Source organism: Pseudomonas sp. B14-6 (assembly GCF_013260315.1).
Classification (GTDB): domain Bacteria; phylum Pseudomonadota; class Gammaproteobacteria; order Pseudomonadales; family Pseudomonadaceae; genus Aquipseudomonas; species Aquipseudomonas mandelii.
On record NZ_CP053929.1, the window covers coordinates 1,196,983 to 1,218,916 of the forward strand.

At 60.4% G+C, this 21,934-nt stretch carries 13 protein-coding genes; 1 reads left to right on the forward strand and 12 read right to left on the reverse strand.

What is annotated here, in order from left to right:
- Nucleotides 1-47: 47 nt before the first annotated feature.
- Entirely contained in the window at nt 48-2,327 is a 2,280-nt protein-coding gene (locus HP062_RS05475; RefSeq protein WP_172791017.1) for an ATP-dependent DNA helicase, read from the reverse strand.
- A complete protein-coding gene (locus tag HP062_RS05480) occupies nt 2,324-3,928 on the reverse strand; it encodes a VRR-NUC domain-containing protein (protein WP_245006838.1) in 1,605 nt (534 codons plus the stop codon). Before HP062_RS05480 ends, HP062_RS05475 begins: the two co-directional genes overlap by 4 nt.
- 235 nt (nt 3,929-4,163) lie before the next feature.
- On the opposite strand from HP062_RS05480, the gene HP062_RS05485 reads away from it, so the two are divergent.
- Nucleotides 4,164-4,388 (forward strand): YgdI/YgdR family lipoprotein, encoded by a 225-nt coding sequence (locus tag HP062_RS05485; RefSeq protein ID WP_010460381.1) that lies wholly within the window; start codon nt 4,164-4,166, stop codon nt 4,386-4,388.
- A gap of 84 nt (nt 4,389-4,472) precedes the next feature.
- Here HP062_RS05485 and HP062_RS05490 read toward each other — a convergent pair whose 3' ends face one another.
- The 10 genes from HP062_RS05490 to HP062_RS05535 all read right to left on the reverse strand — a co-directional run bounded on the left by HP062_RS05490 (nt 4,473) and on the right by HP062_RS05535 (nt 21,638).
- Nucleotides 4,473-4,835 carry a hypothetical protein gene (locus HP062_RS05490; RefSeq protein ID WP_010460382.1) on the reverse strand — a complete coding sequence of 121 codons (363 nt, stop codon included), beginning with the start codon at nt 4,833-4,835 and terminating at the stop codon, nt 4,473-4,475.
- Nucleotides 4,836-5,035: 200 nt separating this feature from the next.
- Entirely contained in the window at nt 5,036-6,889 is a 1,854-nt protein-coding gene (locus HP062_RS05495; protein ID WP_172791019.1) for a polyurethanase, read from the reverse strand.
- 96 nt (nt 6,890-6,985) lie between these two features.
- Nucleotides 6,986-8,674 carry a polyurethanase gene (locus HP062_RS05500; RefSeq protein WP_172791020.1) on the reverse strand — a complete coding sequence of 563 codons (1,689 nt, stop codon included), beginning with the start codon at nt 8,672-8,674 and terminating at the stop codon, nt 6,986-6,988.
- A 24-nt stretch (nt 8,675-8,698) separates the two neighbouring features.
- Nucleotides 8,699-11,770 carry an autotransporter serine protease gene (locus HP062_RS05505; protein WP_172791021.1) on the reverse strand — a complete coding sequence of 1,024 codons (3,072 nt, stop codon included), beginning with the start codon at nt 11,768-11,770 and terminating at the stop codon, nt 8,699-8,701.
- Between the two features lie 215 nt (nt 11,771-11,985).
- Complete coding sequence (locus HP062_RS05510; RefSeq protein WP_172791022.1) at nt 11,986-14,943, reverse strand: autotransporter serine protease; 2,958 nt, start codon at nt 14,941-14,943, stop codon at nt 11,986-11,988.
- 72 nt (nt 14,944-15,015) lie between these two features.
- A complete protein-coding gene (locus HP062_RS05515; RefSeq protein WP_042932057.1) occupies nt 15,016-16,383 on the reverse strand; it encodes a TolC family outer membrane protein in 1,368 nt (455 codons plus the stop codon).
- Between the two features lie 2 nt (nt 16,384-16,385).
- Entirely contained in the window at nt 16,386-17,735 is a 1,350-nt protein-coding gene (locus HP062_RS05520; RefSeq protein ID WP_010460397.1) for an HlyD family type I secretion periplasmic adaptor subunit, read from the reverse strand.
- Nucleotides 17,732-19,507, reverse strand: a complete 1,776-nt coding sequence (locus tag HP062_RS05525; protein WP_169857734.1) for a type I secretion system permease/ATPase — start codon at nt 19,505-19,507, stop codon at nt 17,732-17,734. The genes HP062_RS05520 and HP062_RS05525 overlap by 4 nt, the downstream gene beginning before the upstream one ends.
- A 173-nt stretch (nt 19,508-19,680) precedes the next feature.
- Entirely contained in the window at nt 19,681-20,106 is a 426-nt protein-coding gene (locus HP062_RS05530; protein WP_172791023.1) for an AprI/Inh family metalloprotease inhibitor, read from the reverse strand.
- Nucleotides 20,107-20,180: 74 nt separating this feature from the next.
- Nucleotides 20,181-21,638, reverse strand: a complete 1,458-nt coding sequence (locus HP062_RS05535; RefSeq protein ID WP_172791024.1) for a serralysin family metalloprotease — start codon at nt 21,636-21,638, stop codon at nt 20,181-20,183.
- Nucleotides 21,639-21,934: the final 296 nt, after the last annotated feature.

Genomic DNA, 21,934 nt, shown 5'->3' on the forward strand with positions numbered 1-21,934 from the left:
TACGTCTGTCTTTCAAGATATGTACCTGTTTTAAAAGGTAAATAATCCTACGCACCAGAAGCCAAATGCGCCTGTTCGACCGACCACCAACGCGGCAGCAAGTGCTTGACCTTGCTGTCGCCGAACCGGTCATCGATCAACATCACCACCCCTTGATCCTGCTGAGTGCGGATCACCCTTCCTGCCGCCTGCACGACTTTCTGTACGCCGGGATACAAGTAGGTGTAGTCATAACCGGCGCCGAAAATCGCCGCCATTCGATGCTTCATCTGTTCGTTGACCGGATTGAGTTGCGCCAGCCCCAGGGTGGCAATGAATGCACCGATCAGGCGTGCGCCGGGCAAGTCGATGCCTTCACCGAACGCTCCGCCGAGCACTGCAAATCCGACGCCCTGGCTGTGCACGGTGAACTGGTCGAGAAAGGCCTGACGCTGCCCTTCCGCCATGCCTCTGGACTGCGACCACAAACTGATCTGCGGATGTCGTTCGGCCAGTAACTGCGCCACTTGCTGCAAATAATCGAAGCTGCTGAAAAATGCCAGGTAGTTGCCGGGGCGTTGGCTGAATTGGCGGGCGATGAGTTCGACAATCGGTTCGAGGGACGCCTGGCGATGGACGAATCGGGTCGATATCTGGCTGACGATGTGCACTTTCAACTGGTCGGCATGGAACGGCGATTCGACATCAATCCACACTGTATCCGGCGGCGTACCCAGCAGGTCCGCGTAATAATGCCGAGGGCTCAGCGTCGCCGAAAACAGCACGGTGCTGCGCGCAGCCGTCAGGCGTGGGCGGATGAAACCGGCCGGCACCACATTGCGCAGGCACAGTTGCGACAGGTTTTGTTTACGTTCGAGGTCGCGCTTGCTGATGTCGAACAGGAACTGTTCATCGAAGAGTTCGGCCACCCGGCAAAACTGCAGCATGTCGAAGTAAAAACTCTGTAGGGCGCTGTCCAGGCCTTGGGGATGATCGTTGAGATAATCGCCGATGCTCGCGCTGCATGACGACAGCGCCAGGAGAAGTTTTTCCGGTGCCTTGTCGTAGGCCTGATACGGCGCCAATTGCAGATTATGCAGGGCATTCCACTCACGTTTGACCCGCTGCAACGGTTTTTTCAGGGCGTCCGGTGCGGTTTTTCGTACCCCGCTGAGGGTCGACTGATCGAGCGTGGCGCTGTACATCTGCCGGCCGCGTTCCACCAGGTTGTGCGCCTCATCCACCAACACCGCGACTTTCCAGTTATTGGCCTGAGACAAGCCGAACAGCAACGCACTGAAATCGAAATAGTAGTTGTAGTCGGCGACCACCACATCGGCCCAGCGGGCCATTTCCTGGCTCAGGTAATACGGACAGACCTCATGCGCCAGTGCCACTCGGCGCAAGGCGTCCTGATTCAGCAGGCTGAGTTCGCTGGCGGCCTGGCGGGCGGCCGGCAAACGGTCGTAAAAGCCCTGGGCCAACGGGCAGGATTCTCCGTGACAGGCTTTGTCCGGGTGCTCGCAGGCCTTGTCCCGGGCGATCATCTCCAGCACCCGCATCGGCGGCGCATCGGCGCTCTCCAGGATGACTTGCGCGGCATCCAGCGCCAGTTTGCGCCCCGGCGTTTTCGCCGTCAGAAAGAACACTTTGTCCAACTGCTGCGGCGCCAGGGCCTTGAGCATCGGAAACAGCGTGCCCACGGTCTTGCCGATGCCGGTTGGCGCCTGAGCCATCAGGCAACGACCGGTGCTGACCGCCTTGAATACCGATTCTGCCAGGTGCCGTTGCCCCGGACGAAAGTCGGCATGGGGAAACGCCAATTGCTGCGCCGCGTGATTGCGTGCTTCGCGATGGGCCATCTCCTGCTCGGCCCACAGCAGGAACAGCCCGCAATGATGCTCGAAGAACGACTGCAGCTCTCCGGCGCTGAAGACCTCGACCAGGCAGGTTTCCTTTTCGCTGACAATGTCGAAGTACACCAGCGCCAGATTGATCTGCGCCAGTTCCAGCTTCTGGCACATCAGCCATCCGTAGACCTTCGCTTGCGCCCAGTGCAATTGCCGGTGGTTGGCCGGTTGCTTGCTCAGGTCGCCGCGATAGGTTTTGACTTCTTCCAGGCAGTTTTGCGCCGGGTCGTAGCCGTCCGCCCTGCCCTTGACCTTCAAGGTTTTATACAGGCCTTCGAGGGCGACTTCGCTTTGATAGCCCTCGCTTCGGCGCGAGGCGACAGTGCGGTGTCCGACGATGCCTTCCAGCGCGGTTGGCGACGGCGTGAAACGCAGGTCGAGGTCGCCGACCTTGGCGGTGAATTCACACAGCGCCCGCACCGCAATGCTGTAACTCAAGCGCTCTGCTCCGCCCATTGCACGTAGCAGACGGCGATTGGCATCTGGTGTTCGTGACAGAACTCCAGCCAGCGCAACTGGTTGTCTTGCAGGCGATCGCCGGGGCCTTTGACTTCGATCATGCGGTAGGTCTTGTGCTGCGGCCAGAACTGGATCAGGTCGGGCATCCCGGCCCGGTTGGCCTTGATGTCCAGCAACAGGCGATTGAACCAGTGCTTGAGGTGTTCGGCGGGCAGGCAGTCAAGCGCCTGATCCAGCAGTTCTTCGCTCAGCGCGCCCCAGAATACAAAGGGTGACTGCACGCCCCACTTGGCGACGTAACGCTCACGGATGGTCTGGCTATAACGCCCGTCATCGAGTTCGGCGAGACAGGCCTGAAACACCTCCGCCCGACGTGCATGGAAGTCTTCGTTGAGCAGGTCCACCGGCCCGCGCTGGAACGGGTGGAAAAACGCCCCCGGCAACGGCGCAAAGATCGCCGGCCAGCACAACAGTCCGAACAGCGAGTTGATCAGACTGTTCTCGACGTAATGCACCGGCGCCGAATCCTCCGCCAGGTGTGCCTGAACATGAAATTCGACCGACAGCGCCGGATCGGTCCTGGGCAAGTGCAGGTCCAGGCGCAGCATTTCCCGGGGCGATGGCCGCTTCATTGCCGGGCCGCCCAGTTTGCGCCGCAACCTGGGCAACACACGCAGCACATGCTGATGCTCGGTGGCGCTTTCCGGCGATTGCTCCGCGTGCGTGGCCAGGTGCAGGGCCAACTGATATTCACCACAGCGTTCGAGCACACGGATAAGACGCACCCGAGCGCCGGGGTAGGCGCAATCGCGATAAATCGACAGCGCCGTGGAGAAATCCGTCATGCGTTCACAATGCTGACCAATCTGGAACAGCAACTTGCCCCGGCGTCGTTGCAGCCAAGGGTTGTCGAGTAGCACCTCGTTGATCTGCTCGACAATGTCCGCCACCTCTTCACCGGCCTCGAAACGTTGCTGGCAGTGGTGCAGGAACAGGCAGGCGTCCACGTCTTCACGGCTGCGCAAGCCCCGGGATTCGGCGCAGAATTCGACTTTCTCGTAGGTAAAGATGCCGAGATCGGCCAGCACGAACTCTGACCAGTCCTGATAAAGGTTGCCGAAGAACATCAGCCGCAAGCGGTCGCACAGGTCCATGATGGTCAGCGTGAACAGCCGGTCGTTCAGTTGCGGGCACCATTGCGCGAAGCTCTGCGACTCGCAGAACTGCTCGCTCAGGGTCGCCAGCCATTCGGTCTTCTTGCCTTTGGGTTGATCGATGGCGGCACCGAAGCAGTGAAGAATCTCGGCCTTGAGCAGAACGTCGAACAGTTCCTCGATCTGTAGCGGCGATTGCGCAGAGATCCAGCCTGCCGCCAGCAATGGCTCGGCAGCACTGGCAATGTCGCCAATCTCGACGTAACTCAATTTGCCGGCCCTGAAATGCAGGCCCTTGCGCATCACCATCCTGACCAGCAGCGCCCGGGACTCGCGGGGTTGCCGACGAAAATCGCGGATGAAGGCTTGCTCCTCGACGCTCAGCACATCGGCATAACGATGCTCAAGCCAATCAAGCACTTGCATGAAGTTGTTCAAGTAATAGAACGGGTCGTCGAGAGGATTTTCAGTCACAGGAAAAAAGGGCCATGGCGAGCGAGTACTGGTTATGCGTACAGATACCAGTTACAGCGCGTTCGGTGCAAACGGAAAAGGATAAGCGGCGGCGCTATTTGGCTATTTTCAGGTGGCCATCGAACTTTCTGCCGTTCCACGGCACCAACCGGCATAGCGGCTTTTTTCACGCATTTGAGAGGTGGGTATGAATATCAAGACTCTGGGTTTGCCTTTGGCAGCGGCAGCCTTCCTGGCACTGGCCGGTTGCTCCACGCCAACGGTGGTGACGCTGCAGAACGGCACCCAGTATTTGACCGAGGACATGCCGAAAACCAAGACCAAGGACGGGTTTTACGAGTTTGAGGATATTTCCGGCGCGAAGGTGAAGGTCAATGCCAAAGATGTGGCCACGGTCCGCGAGGAAGACTGAGAACCGCATTATCGTTCTTCGTGGGCAAGCCTCGCTCCTACAGGGTTGTGCGATGTGAGGCTGGCCCGCGAAGAGGCCGAAAATCTACGGCATCCACGGCGTACTGTTATCGCAGGAGATGAACTTCCCTCCCCGCCTCCTCAGTTCTTCATGAATCTTCTGGCAGCGCTCGTAATCCTGCTGCATCGCGTGGTCGATGCTGATGTTGCCTGTCATCTCCGGCTGCTTTTCCCCCGAGCGAAATGTCACAAAAGGCTCTTCCGGCTGGAGCTGGAAACGGCTTTTTTCTACCAGCGGGTCGGCGGGTTCCGACGGTGCCGGTGTGGGCAGTTGATCTGGCGTCATGCCATAGCGGCTCAAAATCGAGCTATGAGGCAACTCCGCAGCGGCACTTCCTGATAACAGGGCCAGCGCCAGACCGATGAGGTGCTTCTTGCTGTTACTCACGTTGCGTAATCTCCTGATCCAGTACTCAATCCTGTTGTTGCAAGGTATTGGAGTCCGCAGGTGACTGTCGGGTCACGTTCTCAGGCAGGTTTACCGCGTTATCGTTCTTCGCGGGCAAGCCTCGCTCCTACAAGGAATCGCACAACCCTGCAGGAGCGAGGCTTGACCGCGAAGAGGCCCTTACCGGCGCCACATCACCCTCAGGCGATTACGATCCCGGCGCCAGACAAACTGTCCAGCCCAACCCCCACCAACGTCACCGAATCCCCGCCAAACGTCAGCACCGTATCCTGCCCCACCGTCGTGGCATGAGCCCGATAGTCATCATTCGGCGCGACCCCCTGAACCCCGAGGAATACCAGCTTGTCGTTTGCCTGATACCCCACCACCCGGTCCTGACCAAACGCACCGCTGAACAGGAACGTATCAATCCCGCCCCCCGATTCCATCAGGTCATTCCCCGCCCCGCCCACAAACACATCGTTGCCCTGGCCGCCGATCAAATGATCGTTGCCGTCCAGACCGAACAACCAATCGCCCGTCGTATGCGCCTTGAGCGTATCGGCCCCCGTGCCGCCCTTCACCGATGACGCGTATGACGTCAGGTTGTTGCCGACGGCAAGTCCATTGGCCGTCACGCTGTGCGTCACATCATCCTTGAACAGCCCCCACAAGAACCCCGGTTCCTTGGTGACAATACTGCCGATGTCTCGGGTGATGCTGATACCGCCATTGGCGTCACGAACATAGAGGGTACCGGCACCATCGTTGGCAAAGTTGAAATTTTTCACCGACTGCTGCAAGTCCAGCACGTTGCTGCCCTTGCCACCCAATACGATATTGTAGCCGCCACCGTCACGGAAGGTGTCGTTACCGTCACGCCCCTCCAGGTAGTCGTTACCCTTGCCACCCTGAATCAGGTCGTTACCGTCGCTGCCGATGATGAAGGTACTGCCCTTGTGGGTCTCGGCATTGCGATTGAGGTCCTGAACCCAGGTATTGGCGCGTGCCGGGTCCGAGAGATTGGCGACGACGATCGTCGAGTCCTTGCTGGTGAGGTCGTAGAACTTCGATTCGATCACCCGGTTCATGCCGTCGCCATAGGCGGTCGGCAAGTGCGAGATCCAGGTCGGGATGTTGAGGATGGAGAACGGCAGCACATTCCATGCGGTCGAGGCGTAGTGATCGTTGAAGCTGACGATGTTATCGGTCGCCGAGGCCTTGGCGGCATCGTGCACACCCACCGACGACAGGTTGAAGGATGAACCGTCGAGGGCCCGAAACACCGGGTCGTTCTCATAGCCGACATTGAGCACTTTGTCGGTGCTGCTCTGGGTCGGGGACGCGTAGGCGATGTAGTTGGAATCCTGGTAGAACCCGGACCACTTCTCCGCGCTCAAGTCCGCCAGGCTGTTGACCGCCAGCCCGCCGAGGCTGTGGCCGCTGACCAGCACGTTTTTGCCCGACAGGCCATTGGCCTGGGCAAATGCCATGACGTCGCCGAGCAGATTGCCGAAGGCTTCGCCCACATAGTTTTTCGCATAATCCTTGGGACCTAGCGCCGCCAGCAGATCGTTGATCACATCGCCGATGGAATCGCCGATCAAGATTTCCCGCGGGCCGCTGGTGCCGCGAAAGGCGATGCCGATTTCGCTGAGATGGCCTTGAGCATCGTACTTGCCGAGGATTTCGACCTGCGCGCTGGTGTACCCGGCCTTCTCGCCGAAGAACGTTCCGCGAGCGTCGACCTTGCCGTCATAACCCAGTTGCGAGGCCGTGATGGGCGTCCAGCCGGCTTTTTGCACGGCCTCCAGGGCGGCTTTTTCCGAATCGGGGTTCCAGGGAATGCCGGGGATCACGCCTTGAGAATCGGTGCCGCCCAGCAGCGCGGTAACCAAAGTCACCGGCAAGCCCAGGCCGAAGCCGTTGTGCTGGTAGCCGGTGGCAAAGCCATTGTCGAGGTTGTGATAGGAATACAGCGTGATCGCCATCGCGTCGGTGAATAACGCTTTGGAATCGGCTGTGCCGAAGTTTTTGTAGTCATACACACCCATTGGTATTGCCTCTCTTTTGTTGGAATTGTCAGAGATAGCTCACAACCAGGACGCCTCATTCACGAGGCGCCCCGGAGCATTTAGTGGATGCAGCCTTTACGCAAACGTGATGCCTGAAGCCGACAGGTTGTCCAGTCCTACTCCCACCAGCGTGACGGCAAAATCGCCCACTTTCAGCACCGTGTCATGGCCCGACTGCGAAGCGTGTTGCTTGTAGTCATAACCCTGCCCCGCGCCCTGAACGCCGAGGAACACCAGCTTGTCGTTGCCCTGGTAGCCATTGATCGCGTCGAAACCGAAGGCGCCGCTGAACAGGAAAGTGTTGTGGCCTCCCGAGGCCTGCATCAGGTCGTTGCCCGCGCCACCGACGAAGGTCACCTGGCTTTTGTCGCTGCGCAGCAGGTCGTCGCCGGCATGACCGAACAACCAATCGCCGTCGACGCTGGCCGCCAGTGTGTTGCCGTAGGCGTCACCGTTGAGCGAGTGGTTGTAGTGGGTCAATTCACTGCCGTTGAGCAAGCCATTGGCGGTGACGCTGTAAGTCACCTCCTTGCTGCCCCACCATGAACCCGACTCCTTGCTCACCAGCGAACCGATGTCGCGGGTCATGCTGATGCCACCATAGGCATCGCGCACGTACAGGGTGCCGTCGCCGTTGTTGGCAAAACTGAAGTTCTGCAACGGCTTCTGCAATTCGAAGGTGTTGCTGCCCTTGCCGCCCAGCAGAAGGTTGTAGCCGCCGTCGTCGCGCAAGCGATCGTTACCGTCGCGGCCTTCGATGAAGTCATTGCCGGCACCGCCCTTGAGCAAATCGTCGCTGTCGGTGCCGATGATGAAGGTGCTGCCGGTGTGGGGTTCGCCGCTGCGTCCGCGGTCCTCGACCCAGGTGGTGCCCCGGGACGACTCCGTCAGGTTCGAGACGATCAGCGTTGAGTCCTTATCGGTGAGGTCGTAGAACCGCGAGTCGATCACCCGGTTCAAACCGTCGGCATAGCCCAACGAGCCATGGGCTGACCAGTTCAGCGGATTGAGGATGCTGAACGGCACCAGGTTCTGCGCGGTGGACGCGTACTGGTCGTTGAAGTTGACGATGTTGTTGGTGGCCGAATCCTGATGACCGTCGTGCTTGCCCAAGGACCCACTGCTGAACGTGGTGCCGTCGAGCACCCGGAACACCGGGTCGTTCTCGTAGCCGATGTTCAACACGTTGTTGCCGGTGGCGCTCTGGGTCGGTGAGGCGAATGCGATGTAGTTGGCGTCCTTGTAGAAGCCGCCCCAGTTGTTGCCGCTCAACTCGGCGAGGCTGTTGACCCCCAACCCGCCGAGGCTATGGCCGCTGACCATGACATCCCTGGCGTTCAGGCCATGGGCGATGGAAAACGCGGCAACGTCCTTGAGCAAGTTGTCAAAGGCGTTTTTCGCGTAATTCGTCGCGTAATCCACCGGGCCGACGGCGGCCAGCAGGTTGTTCTTCATGTCGCCGAAGGTGTCGCTGTACCCCAGGCCTCCGGTGCCCCGGAAGGCAATGCCGATACCGATCAGCTTGCCCGCCGTGTCGTACTTGCCGAGCACTTCGGCTTCGGCGCTGGTGAAGCCGTCCTTCTCACCATAGAAAGTGCCCTGAGCGCCGACCTTGCCTTGATAACCCAGTTGCTTGGCGCCAATTGGCGCCCACGCGGTGGCCGGCAGCGGCTGACCGGTTGGCGTGTACGCATACAGCGTCAGGGCGATGGCGTCGCTGTACAGCGCCTTGCCGTCAGCATTTTTGTAATCAAACAGTCCCATGTTGTTTGCTTCCTTTGCGTTAAATCAGAACTGCCAGTCGAGTGTCAGACCTACACCGTGGTCTTTTTCGTTGGAGCCCAGCAGTCCGTTGTAATCCAGGCTCACACGCACATCCTTGGCCACCGCCAGACCGGCGCGCGCACCAATGACGGCGGCGTTACGATCCAGGGACACGCTCTGCACGCTGAACCCGGTGTTGCCGTTGGCGAAGGCCAGGTGGTCTTCGGAACGGGTGCTGCTCAGGTTGTGCTGCCAGCCCAGGGTGCCGGACAGTTCCAGTTGCTGTTTGTCCGACAGGGCAATGGCTTTGCTTGCCCGCACACCGAGTGTCGAGAGCACGGCGTCGCGGTTGTCTTCGCCCCCCTTGAGCGCGGCGGCATCGCCTTTCTCGGTGAAGCTGTCGCGGTTGAGGTGCACGTAAGCCAGGTTGGCAAACGGTTCCAGGGCCAGCGGTTGCAGGTCCAGGCGATACGCGGCTTCGGTAAACAGCTGGGCGGTGGTCGCATCGCGTTTGGATTTCTGTTTGCCGCTGACGTCACCGAATTGCAGGTCACGTTTCACATCGATGCGATGCCAGCTATAAGCGCCGCCGACACTCAAGCGCAGTGCATCGATTTCATGGCCCAGGTAGGCGCCCAAGTGGTAGCTGTCGACCGAGGCTGACGAATGCGTGCCATCGCCCATGCTCAACGAACTGTCGCTATACCCGGTGACGAAACCGAGCCGCGTATCTTCAGTGATGAGACCGTCGACACCGGCCAGCAAGCCGCCGATGGAGCTGGTGGAACTGGCGTTGTCATGCCCGCCGTCGCTCTTGCCCCAGGCGCCGAGGACTTTGACCCAGGCATTGCTGCGGTCATCGGTGGGTGCCGCGGCATCGAACAGATCACGCTCACGCAGGCGTTCGCCGACGGCATCACGCAGGTAACGGCTGTCGTTGATCAGCAACGTGCCGATCGCCGGATGAATCTCACCGGACAGTTGCTGGAAGGCTTGTTGCGCGACGGCAGCGGTTGGCGACAGCAACAGGGTTTCATAGAGCGGATTGCCCGCGCCCAGTTGCTCGGCAGCGGCAGCCACGGCACGTTGGTTCGGGGTCTGGCCGACGCTGGCGAAGGACGCGGCGTTGCGCTCTACCGCCAGTTGGATGCCAGTTGCCGAGTAGTCGAGCGCGCCGCCGATGAACAGGTAGTTCGGCAGGACTGCGCCAAACCGCCCTTCGATGCCGCCAGCTGCTTGCAGGATGTTGTATTGATTGCCAAGCAGCGATTGCACGTCGCTGGTGGTCAGCAAGGTCGGGCTGTTTTCCAGGGACAGGCTGACAGTCGCGCCTTCGATCACTGCTTTACCGCCCGCGATGATCTGGTCGCTGCTGGTCGGCGACAATTCCACGGCGTAGGTCGAGCCCGGCTCGAACGTCACGTCACCCGCGACCTGCAAGGTGCCGATGGAATTGCCGGGGGCCACGGTGCCGCCGCTTTTCGCGGTCAATGCGCCGATGCGGCCGTTACCGCCGAGGATCCCGCTGTCGTTGACGGTGACCGCCGAGAGCAGCGAGCCGTTGATCGCCAATCGACCCTGATTGACCAGCGTCGGGCCGGCGTAAGTGTTGGCGCCGGTCAGCACCAGCGTGCCGATGCCCTGCTTGGTCAGGCCGCCGTGGCCGGAAATGTCGTTGCGCCAGACGTCCCGGCCACACTGCACGTCATTGCACACGCGCTCGGTCGGTTTGCCCGCATCGATAATCGCGCCGATGCCGGGCAAGTCCGCGACAAACTGGCTGGAGCCGTAGGCGCCCTGGATGCGGAACTCCTCGGGTATGTCTTGCTCGGTGACCAACATCGCCGGGCCATCGATGCCTTTGCGCAGGTTGATCATGCCCCAGCCATACAGCGCGTCGACACCCGGTGCGCCCATGTCGGTGGCCGTGGTGCGCAGCACGCTGGCAACCTGGGCGCCAGTCATGTACGGGAAGCGTTCCATCAGCACCGCCACCGCGCCCGCGACGTGCGGCGCCGCCATGGAGGTGCCGTTTTTGTTGGCGTAGCCGATGGTCATGTTATCGGCATTGGTGCCGCCGATGACTGCGCTGAAGATCTTGCTGCCCGGTGCCGACACGCAGAAACTCGCGGTGTAGCCGCAACGCGACGAGAAGGTGCTGATGTTGTAGAGGTCCGGGCTGTTGAGGTCCGGGTTCTTCTGCAAGGCCGCGACGGTCATCCAGTTCGGTGCGATTTCGGGGACGAAATAACCGAGGCCGGCAATGGCGTCCGGGTTGTTGAGGTTGTAGTCGTTGCCGGCGGCGAAGATCGTCACGATGCCGCTGCGAGCGGCCGCGATCGCACCGTCATAGGCACCGCCCTGGCGCGTGCCGAGGATGGGTTGGATCTGATTGAATTGCAGTTGCGCGTCCTGCACGGTGAAGTGCGGATACGCCGGGTCGCGGCCGCCCAGGTCGAAGCGATCGGTGATGCCGATGCCCCAGCTGTTGTTGATGATCCGCGCCCCGCTGGCGATCAATGCATCCCAACCGGCCTTGTACACCGCGCCGTCGTTGCCGAGGATGATCCCGTCTTCGGGGCCCGGGTCGCCGTTGTCGGCACTGATGATTTGCGCGTTGTACGCCACGCCGTGCATTGGATTGCCGTCACGGCTGCCCGCGGCGATCCCGCCGACGTGAGTGCCGTGGGAGCCGAGCTTGCCGTCGTAGCCGACCGAGGGCGAACCGTCATACACAAACGCATCGCCGGCTTTGACCGGGATGTACGGGTCGGTGTATTCGCGGATACCGCGGGTGACCAGGGTGACGACCTTGTTGGCACCGGAAAACTCCGGATGCTGGGCGTAAACCGGTTGATCGAAGATCCCCAGTTTCACGCCTTTGCCGCTGTAACCGGCGGCGTAGGCATCCTGGGCATTGATGCCGCCCAGGCCCCAGTCAGCGTTGAACTCAGCGCTACGCCAACTGTTGGGATCGCCTGCTTTGCCGCTTTCCACGTAGGGCACCGCTTGTGCGGTGCCTACTGAAGCCAGTGCACAAAGCAGGGCTCGGTTGAGTGCTTTCAAGGCGAATAAGTTGTTGTTCTTAACTTTCATACAGCGACCATCCTTAGTTGTCTTGCCAAAATCCCTGTGGCGAGGGGGCTTGTCGGAACGCCGCATCGTCCCGTTCGGCTGCGCAGCAGTCGCGAGCCCGGCTGATGCGTTTTGTCTGCCAAATCACCGCTGCCAGTTTCGGGGCGGCTTCGCCACCCAGCGGGAGCAAGCTCCCTCGCCACATTTAATGTTTGCCACGTTTTTTGTTCGTGTTTTTAAAACTGCCAATTGAGGCTCAGCCCTACGCCATGGCTCTTCTCGCGGCTGGCCAGTTGGCCGGTGTAATCGAGGTTCACGCGAATGTCCCGGCTCAGGGCCAGGCTGGCATGCGCGCCTACCAGTGCCGCGTCACGCACCATTGGCGCCCCTTCCACCGAGAACGCCGTGCTGCCGCTGGCAAATGCCAGATGTTCTTCAGCATCGGTATTACTCAGGTTGTGCTGCCAGCCGAGACTGCCGCTCAGGTCTAGTTGCTGCTGGCCGGACAGGTTCACCGTTTTCAATGCGCGCACGCCCAAGGTGCTGAGCACCGCATCCCGCGTGTCGCCGGTGCTTTTCAGTGCGGCGCCATCACCTTTCTCGGTGAAACCCTCGGTGTCGAGGTGCACGTAGGCCAGGTTGGCGAAGGGTTCGAGCGCGAGCGGTTGCAGATTCAGGCGATACGCCGCTTCACCGAACACTTGAGTGGTGCCGGCGTCGAACTTGGCTTTCTGCTTCGCGCTGACGTCGCCGTATTGCAGGTCACGTTTCACGTCGGCACGATGCCAGCTGTAGGCACCGCCGGCACTCAGGCGCCAGGCACCGACTTCGCGGCCGGCGTATGCACCCAAGTGATAGCTGTCGACCTTGGCCGATGAATGCGTGCCCGAGCCCATGCTCACCGAACTGTCGCTGTAACCCGTGACCAGGCCTATCCGGGTTTGCTCGTCGATCGCGCCATCGACACCGGCAAGCAAGCCGCCGATCGAGGTGGTGTAACCGGCGGTGTCATGGCGGTCATCGGTCTTGCCCCAGGCCCCAAGCGCCTTGATCCAGCCATTGCTTTGCGCGCCTTTGGCGTCAACCAGTCGCTCACCGATTGCATCGCGCAGGTATCGACTGTCGTTGATCAGCACCGAACCCAACGCCGGGTAGATTTCCCCCGACAACTGCTGGAACGCCTGCTGTGCGGACGTCGCGGTGGGCGACAGCAACAGGCTTTCGTACACCGCATTCCCCGCCCCAAGCCCTTCCACGGCGGAAGCGACGGCGCGTTGGTTCGGCGTCTGGCCGACGCTGGCGAACGTCGTGTCGTTACGCTCCACGCTCAGTTGAATACCGGTGGCGGCGTAATCGAGGCTGCCGCCGATGAACAGATAGTTGGGCAACACCGCACCGAACTGACCTTGAATGCCGCCGGCCGCTTGCAGGATGTTGTATTGCTGACCGAGCAGGCTTTGCACTTGTTGAGTGCTGAGCAAGGTCGGGCTGTTTTCCAGTGACAGGCTGACCATCGCACCGCTGACCGTGGCCGTGCCGCTCGCAACGATCCGGTCGCTGTCGGTCGGCGACAGCTCCACCGCGTAAGTCGAGCCGGGTGCAAACGTGACGTCGCCGGCGACCTGCAAGGTGCCAATGGAATTGCCCGGCGCGACGGTAGCGCCGCGATTGGCCGTCAGATCCCCGACTCGTCCTGAACCGCCCAGCGTGCCCCCGTCATTGACGGTCACACTGGATGCCAACGAACCGTTGACCGACAGCAGGCCGCCATTGACCGTGGTTGGCCCGCGATAGCTATTGTCACCGGTCAGCATCAAGCGTCCGGCTCCTGACTTGATCAGGCTTCCTTCGTAGACCCGAGTGGTGGCGGCAAGATCGCGGGCCATGCCGACGGTGTAATCCGTCTGATCCTGCTGACTGGCACCGGCCGGTACGCCATTCTCCCAGCCCTTGGTCCTCAACGTCTGTTGCCAGGCACTGCGTTCGGCCGCGTCTTCACTCTGCCGCTGGATCAGCGCGTTGTCCGAGATGTCGTTGCTCCAGACATCGCTCTGCCCTGCCCCCAGATTGGCGTCGAAGCGCCCGAGCAATTGCCCCGGCCCGCGCATCGCCCGTTCGAGGTTGGCCACGCCCCAGCCGACGCGGGTATTGGGCGCCTGGGTGACGGAACCGTCGAGTTGGGTGGCGGTGGTCAACAGGGTTTCCAGCGCCTGCTGGTTGGTCATGTACGGATAGCGTTCCATCACCAGCGCCAGCGCGCCGGTAGCATGCGGCGCGGACATGGACGTGCCGGACTTGATCGCATAACCGGCGTCGGGAATGGTGCTGTCGATCTTCGCACCGGGGGTGGTGATGCACCAATACTTGGCGATTCCGCACTGGTTGTACTTTTGCTGGTTACTTTGATCCAACCCCGACACGGCCAGCCAGTGGCCTTCCAGGTCCGGCTGGAAGTAAGGCAAGGCCGAACGCACGCTGGCATTGGGGTAACCGCTGTTGCCGGCGCTGAACACATTGATCACACCGCGACGGGAAACGTCAGCCGCCGCATCGAGCCAGGTGCCTTTGTTCCAGTGCTGGGCGTAGGCGGCGTGCAGATCGTCGAGGGTGCGATAGCTGACGTCCGGTGGCTGGCTGCCCCAACTGTTATTGATCGCCCGCACACCGGCGTCGGCCAAGGCGTTATAGACTGCTTTGAAGTAGCGCGGATCCGGATTGGGGCCGAACAGAAAACTGTCGTTCTTGTTGGTATTGCCGACGTAGACCTGCGCGTTGTACGCCACACCGTGCATGCCGGTGCCATCGCGGGAGGCGCCAATGGTGCCGGCGACATGGGTGCCGTGGGAGTCGTTGTTGGCGTTGAGGGTGCCGTCGACATTGAACAGTGAGCCGTCGACGTAGCTGCCGCTGGCCAGTACCGCGTGGTAACGGTCGGTGGCGAATTCGGGATGGGCTGCATCGAAGCCTGAATCGAGTTCGCCGATTTTCACACCCTTGCCGGTGATGCCGGCGGCGTAGGCCTGGTCGGCCTGCATGCGGGCCAGTCCCCAGTCCCGCTGAAATTCCACCGAGCGCCAACTGGCCGCATCGCCCAGGGTGCCGTTTTCCTGATAAAGCGCCTGGGCCGAGCCTGGCGCTACTGAAATCCAGAGCAATAACGTGCCGACCGACATCGGCTTGATCTGTACGTCCATGTCAACTTCTCGCTTTTTTGGCGTTTTTAGAATTCTGGTTGCCCACTAGGGGCTGCAACGCAACAGCTCAAATCATTGAGATCTCGGGCCTTGACCGAATGCCTCGTCCACCTTGGCCAGATCCTGCTCATTCAAGGTCCCGGCGTAGTAATGCAACTTGGTCCAGGCCATCAGGTAGTCGTACCTTGCCTGAGCCAAATCCCGGCGGGTGGTAAATAGTTGTTGTTCGGCATTCAACGCATCCAGGTTCACCCGCTCACCGCCCAGGATGCTTTGCTTGGTCGAAACCACCAGCGCTTCCGCCGATTTCAGGGCTTTCTGATAAGCGCGCAACTTGTTCACCCCCGACAGGCAGGCACTGAATTGCCGACGCAGCTCGATCAGGGTTTCCCGGGTCTTGCCATCGAGTTCGTACTCGGCCTGTTCCATTGTGCGGCTGGCCTGACGGGTCGACGCCGACACCCCGCCGCCGGCGTACAACGGCACGCTGACTTCAATGCCGATGGTGTTGGTGTCGTAACGCTGGTTGTAGGTATTGCCGCTTTCCGATTCGTTCTGGCGCACCGAAGCGTAGGCACTGACTTTCGGCAGGTGTCCGGCGCGGTTGCGTTCGACTTCATACCGCGCGACTTCCACCGCCTGACGCTGGGAGGCCAGGTTCGGGTTGTTGGCCACGGCCATCTCGTGCCAGGTGTCGTAGTTGGCCGGCAGCAGGCTGAAGGTCTGGAAGTTCTGGTCCAGTGGCGCCAGATCGGTGATGTCGACGGCCGGCACACCAATCAGCGCGCCCAGTTCGCGCAAGGACGCGTCCTGCTCGTTGCGTGCCTCGATTTCCTCGGCGGTCGCCAGTTCGTAGCGAGACTCGGCCTCAAGAATATCGGTGCGCGTGCCCTCGCCCTGGCGGAACATCTGCTCGTTCTGCTGGAACTGCTGTTCGAAGGCCTTCTTCTTCGCCAGCGCGATGTCGATCTGATCCTGGGCGAACAGCGCATTGGTGTAGTTTTCCAGCACACGAACCAGCAATTCCTGGCTCTTGCCGCGGAACGCTTCGTCGGCAAACAGCGACTGCGCCACGCCTTTGCGATACCCCGCGTAGGCTTCGTAATCGAGCAACGGCTGTTGCAGGGTCAGGTTCGAGCCGTAGCTGCCGTAGTTGCGGTCCTCGGTGAAGTCCGGCCGACCTTCATTGATTTGGGTGACCTTGGAGGTGTTGCGCCCCTTGTTGTAGGTGTAACCGAGCCTGGGCAACAACCCGGCCCGGCCTATGATGCGGTTTTCAAGGCCGGCATCGCGTTCCTTCATGGCGCCAAGGAATACCGGGTCATTGCGCAACGCTTGCTCGTAGATATCGAAAGGCCCCATGGCGGCCATCGCACCGTTGCACGTCAGCAACGCCAGGGTGGCTGTGAGCATTGAAAGCTTATTCATACAGCCGAACATCCTTATTCCTCGGTCAACGCGGAGCCTGCCCGGTCGAGCAGCGGTTTGAACAAATAGTTGAGGAGTGAACGTTCACCGGTGCGCACGAACATTTCCGCCGGCATGCCGGGCTTGATCACCAGCCCGTTGAGTTTTTCCATGGCCTGATCGCTGACGCTGCTGCGCAGCACGTAGTACGGCGCGCCGGTTTTCTCGTCGACCATCTGGTCGGCGGAAATCAGGCTGACTTCGCCGGGTACGCGCGGTGTACGGCTCTGGTTGAACGCGGTGAACAAAATGTCCACCGGCAAGTGGGTGCCGACCTTGTCGATCAGGTTGATCGGCAAGTGCCCTTCCACTTCCAGGCGGGTGCCTTGCGGCACGATCTCCAGCAAGGTGTCGCCCTGGCGGACCACCGCACCTTCGGTGTGCACCCCAAGGTTGACCGCGATGCCGTCGGCGGTGGCGATGATCTCGCTGTGTTGCAGATCAAACCCGGCGGAGGTCAGTTGCTCTTCCAGGGTCACGCTTTTGAGTTGCGCGTCGGCCAGTTGCGTGCGGACTTCTTTCTGGTATTCCTCGATGTGCTGTTGCAGCTTCAGGCGCGACTCGAGGATGCCCTGCTCGACCCGGCCGCTTTCGCCGCTGTTTTCCGCCAATTGCTGCTGCACCTGCGACAGCTGCCGCTGGAACTCCATCAAGCGATTGCGCGGGATGTAGCCGTTGTCTGCCAGGGGCTGAAGGTTACTCAGTTGTTGCTGCAAGGAGCTGGCCTGAGCCGAAAGGTCGGTACGCGCGCGGCGCATGCCGGCCAATTGCGCGCTGGCGCCTTCGATGCTGGCGCGCAGACCCGCCTGCTCGCGGGAAAACGCTTCGCGGCGGCTGCTGAACAATTGCCGCTGGCCTTCGAGGACCAGCGCCAGGCGTGGGTCGGGATCGTTGCTCAGTTCCGCGGGGAAATTCACCTGCTTGAGGTTGTCCCGCTCGCTCTGCCAACGCGCCAGGCTGGCCCAGGCCATGCGGTATTGCGCTTGCAGCGATTGCACATCGGCCGCGACCTGGGTCTGGTCGAGCTGGAACAGCGGTTGGCCCTGCTTTACCACCTGGCCTTCGCTCACCAGGATCCGGCTGACCACGCCGTTGCTCATCGATTGCACGGCCTTGCGCTTGCCCGAGACCACGACTGTGCCTTGCACCGGGATTCCTTGGTCGAGCGGCGCGAGGCTGGCCCAGGTGAAGAAACTGCCAGCACCGACGATCGCCAGAATCCAGCCCATGCGGGAGAAGAAACGAGCATCACGCTCAGGGCGTTCGGCGATGTAATCGTGTTCCATCGTCGCTTCGTTTTCAGTGTTCATGCGAGCGCTGGTCATACACCCGAATTCCTTGTCGTAGGCTGATACTGGCGACTCATGCTGAGCCCGCCTGGTGCTTGAGCCGGTTTTTCACGTTGCTGTTCCTGGGCGCCGGAGAGTGCCTTGAGCACTTCCTGGCTGGGGCCAAAGGCCTGTAAACGACCGTCGTTGAGCACCAGCAACTTGTCAGCCTGGGCCAAGGCCGAGGAACGATGGGTCACCAGAATCACGCTCGTGCCCTGAGCTTTCATTTGCGCGATGGCGCCGGCCAGCGCCGCTTCGCCCACGGTGTCGAGGTTGGAATTGGGTTCATCGAGCACCACCAGGCTTGGCTTGCCGTACAGCGCGCGGGCCAACGCCACCCGTTGCTTCTGGCCGCCAGACAAGCCACTGCCGTCCTCGCCCAGCACCGTGTCGTAGCCCTGCGGCATGCGCAGGATCAGTTCATGGACGCCCGCCTGTTGCGCCGCTTCGACGACTTTTTGCGGATCCGCTTCGCGAAACCGGGCGATGTTTTCCGCGATGCTGCCGCTGAACAATTCGATGTCCTGGGGCAAGTAACCGATGTAGGGACCCAGATCGTCGCGGTTCCAGCGATGGATGTCCGCGCCATCAAGCCGCACCGTGCCGCCGAGGGTTGGCCAGACGCCAACCAGCACCCGGGCCAGGGTCGACTTGCCGGAGCCGGAGGCGCCGAGTACGCCCAACACTTCGCCGGCACTCAGGCTGAAATTGACCATGTGCAGGGTCGCCGCGCGTTGCCCCGGAGGGCCGGCGCTGACTTGTTCGAAGGTGATTTGCCCCTTCGGCGCCGGCAGTGCCATGGCTTCGTCACTCGGTGGAAAGGCTTGCAGCAGCGAATCAAGACGACGATAAGCGAGCTTGGCGCCGCTCCACTGTTTCCACACCGCGATCAGCTGATCGATGGGGCTCAGGACGCGGCCCATCAGAATGGAGCCGGCGATCATCATTCCGGCGGTCATATCGCCCTTGATCACCAGTAACGCGCCGAGGCCCAGGACCAGGGATTGCAGGCACAGCCGCAAGGTTTTGCTCAGGGAGCTGATGATGGCGCCGGTGTCGCTGGCCTGATTTTGCAGGCCGAGAAAACGCGAATGCACTTGGAACCAGCGCTTGCGCAACACGCCGAGCATGCCCATCGCCTGGATGGTTTCGGCATTGTGCAGATGACTGGTGGCCAGTTGGCTGGACTTCTGGGAAAACCCGGCGGCTTCGCCCAAGGGCTTTTTGGTCATTGCCTCGTTCAGGCACGCGAGGCCGATGAGCACCAGCGCGCCCACGGTCGCGAACACACCGAGCCAGACGTTGAACAGGTAAATCACGAAGAGGTAGACCGGAAACCACGGCGCGTCGAAGAAGGCAAACAGCGCAGGACCGGTGACGAATTGGCGAATGTGGGTCAGATCGCCAAGGGACTGACCGGCGTTGCCCTCGCCCTTGAGCAGGTTGCGCTCGAACGCGGCCTGATACACCCGCAGGTTGAAACGGCGCTCCAGTTGGCTGCCGATGCGGATGACGATGAAGCTGCGCACGATCTCGAGCAACCCGATGAAGGCGAAAAATCCGACCACCATCAGCGACAACATGGCCAGGGTGGTTTCGTTTTGCGAAGACAACACGCGGTCGTAGACCTGGAGCATGTAAATCGACGGGACCAGCATCAGCACATTAATTAACGCGGTAAAACAACCGACGCTGATCAGGATGCTCTTATAGTCGCCCAGTGCCTTGAATAACGGTGCGGTGGCCGGGCTCATTGCCATCTTCATGGTTTCTTCCTGAGGTGTTAATCCTCGTCATGCCTGACGAAGTTTCCATTAACTGTCCGCGCAGAGGCAGATATAGGTTTGGCGCATCAGCGCTTACAAACCAATAACAACTTTTATTCTGGTTTGGTGCTTATAACGATAATGACCGTCGCTCTTTCGCCGTTGCCTTTTAATTACTGCGTCTGGCGCACAAGTGTTATGACCAGCGCGGATTTCAATGTGGCTTTATAAGCGCCGTCACGTTGACGGCTGAGAAATAGAATCTTCGAACCTTCGTTGCCGGTGATCGCAATGCCGTCCGGTTCCGGGAACCAACCGGTAGCGGTTTTGCCATCCAGCCAGGCGCTAAGGCAGCTGGCGCCCTCACCCAATGTCTGGGTTTGCTGAAAGTCGATGACGCACACGTTGGACGGTTTGTCTTGCAGCGCCCGGGACTCTGGCGAGTCATCTTTGGCGCTGAGAGTCGCCTGCCATTTGCCGGCCAGTTCCGACGGATCCGCTAATTTCAGGCTGCTTGACATGGCTGTCTCTCCAAAAAAAATCATCAACGTCGCCTGGAGCCACGCGGTTGTAAGGTTGGTAAAGGCTTTATGAGCCATAGGTTGTTGTACTCCGGCAGCGGTCTTTGGCACAGAGGGCGGCGCATCGGCGCCACCCTCCTTATCGCGCTACATCACGCGGCGATGTCCGAGAACGCCGCCTGGCCAACGGTGCTGACCAGGAAGTCAGCCACGCCATGCCCGGAGAAGTCCACCGCCAACTGGCTGTTACCGCCCGAAGAGGTCAACACGGCATCGCCTGCCGCACCGGTGAACGAATTCACGAAGTGCAGGCCCGCGCCTTTGGTGATGGCGGTCAGGTCGATCTTGTCCAGGCCACTGACAAAATCGAGGATCTGATCAGTCGCACCCGGCTTGGAATCGCTGCTCGCTGCGAACACAAAAGTGTCCGAGCCGGTACCGCCCCACAGCTTGTCCGCACCGCCCGCGCCGAAGAGGATGTCGTTGCCGGCACCGCCCTTCAGCTCGTTGGACACGCCATTTCCAATCAGCAGGTCGTTACCCGAACCGCCAATCGCGTTCTCGATGGTTGCACCCTTGGCAATGGAAACGTTGCCAACCATGCCGCCAACATCGGAGAACGAGGCCTCATTGAGGTTGATCTTCTGGCTCTGGGTAAAACCGGAGAAGTCCAGCGTGTCTTTGCCGCCCGCATCCCACACCGAGAACACGACCTTGTCCGACGACGAAGACGCGCTCAGGAAATCGCGACCGGCATTGGAGTTGAAACCGTAGGTGGTGTCACCGGTGCGGGTGGTGGTGTTGGCACCGTAGAGTTTCTGGATGGCGGCAATATCGTCCAGCAACGGACCGGACGCATAGGCTTCGACGCCGGCCTTGCTGAAGTTCTGGTCGGTGTTGCTTTCACTCCAATAGCTCATGAGGCTGTAGCCGCGGGTGTCTTCCGCGTAGGTCGCGTCGTTGTAAGTCGGCGCGCCTTCACCGGCGTTGTAGTCGCCGGGGTGGGCCAGGCCCAGGGAGTGACCGATTTCGTGGGTCAGGGTTTGACGACCGTAGTTGTTCAGGTCCGGTGTCTTGTTGGGCGTGTAGCTGCTGTTGGTCAGGTACCAGGAAGTACCGTCATAACCGGCGCCGGTGCCAGGCAGGTAGGCGAATGCCGCTGCGCCGTCCTGGCCGCTGCTGTAATTGCCGAAGGTCATGTGACCGTCGCCGCCTGTGGCTTTCTCGGTGAAAGTGACTTTGGCCACATCGGCCCAGGATTGCATGGCGAGCACGGCCTGGGCTTTCTGCTGGGCGCTGAACTGACTGAAACCGGAAATCCCGTGCTTGTTCATGGTGCTCGACGACGCCGAGGTCAGGAACGTGTAGGTCAGTTCGATTTTGCCGCTGCCGTCCTTGTCCTGATAGGCAGCGCCGTCACGCAGCAATTGCGTCGCTGCCTCGTCGACGGAGTAGGACGGTTTGCCATTGACCGTGAGATTGCCACCCCGGTCATACTGATGGCTGAAGCTGTCGATCTGGTTGTACGCAGAACTGGGCGCAGCCAATGCTTGCAATGGCGAAAAGGCCTGTTCGGCAAGATCAATAGCGTTGTTTTTAACTTTCGACATAAACACACTTCCTTGTTTAGCAATGGAACAGTTTTTGTCAGATAGCGACAATCTCTGGCGAGATCGTCCTATCACTCGCCCAATGAAGGCGAAAGAAAATTGACACAATTCGAAATCAAACGTCTACATTTTTTTTGACGTCAAATTGTTCTGCCCCGGCAAGTACCCGGAAACAATGCCTGCGCTGTCGAAATATAGTTTTTAGTTGAGGGTTTCGGACTAATTGTCTGACAATTGCGTATTTAAATATTAAATAGAGGTAAGTTGGTTTTTGTCGAGAGCGTCTCACTTTTCCG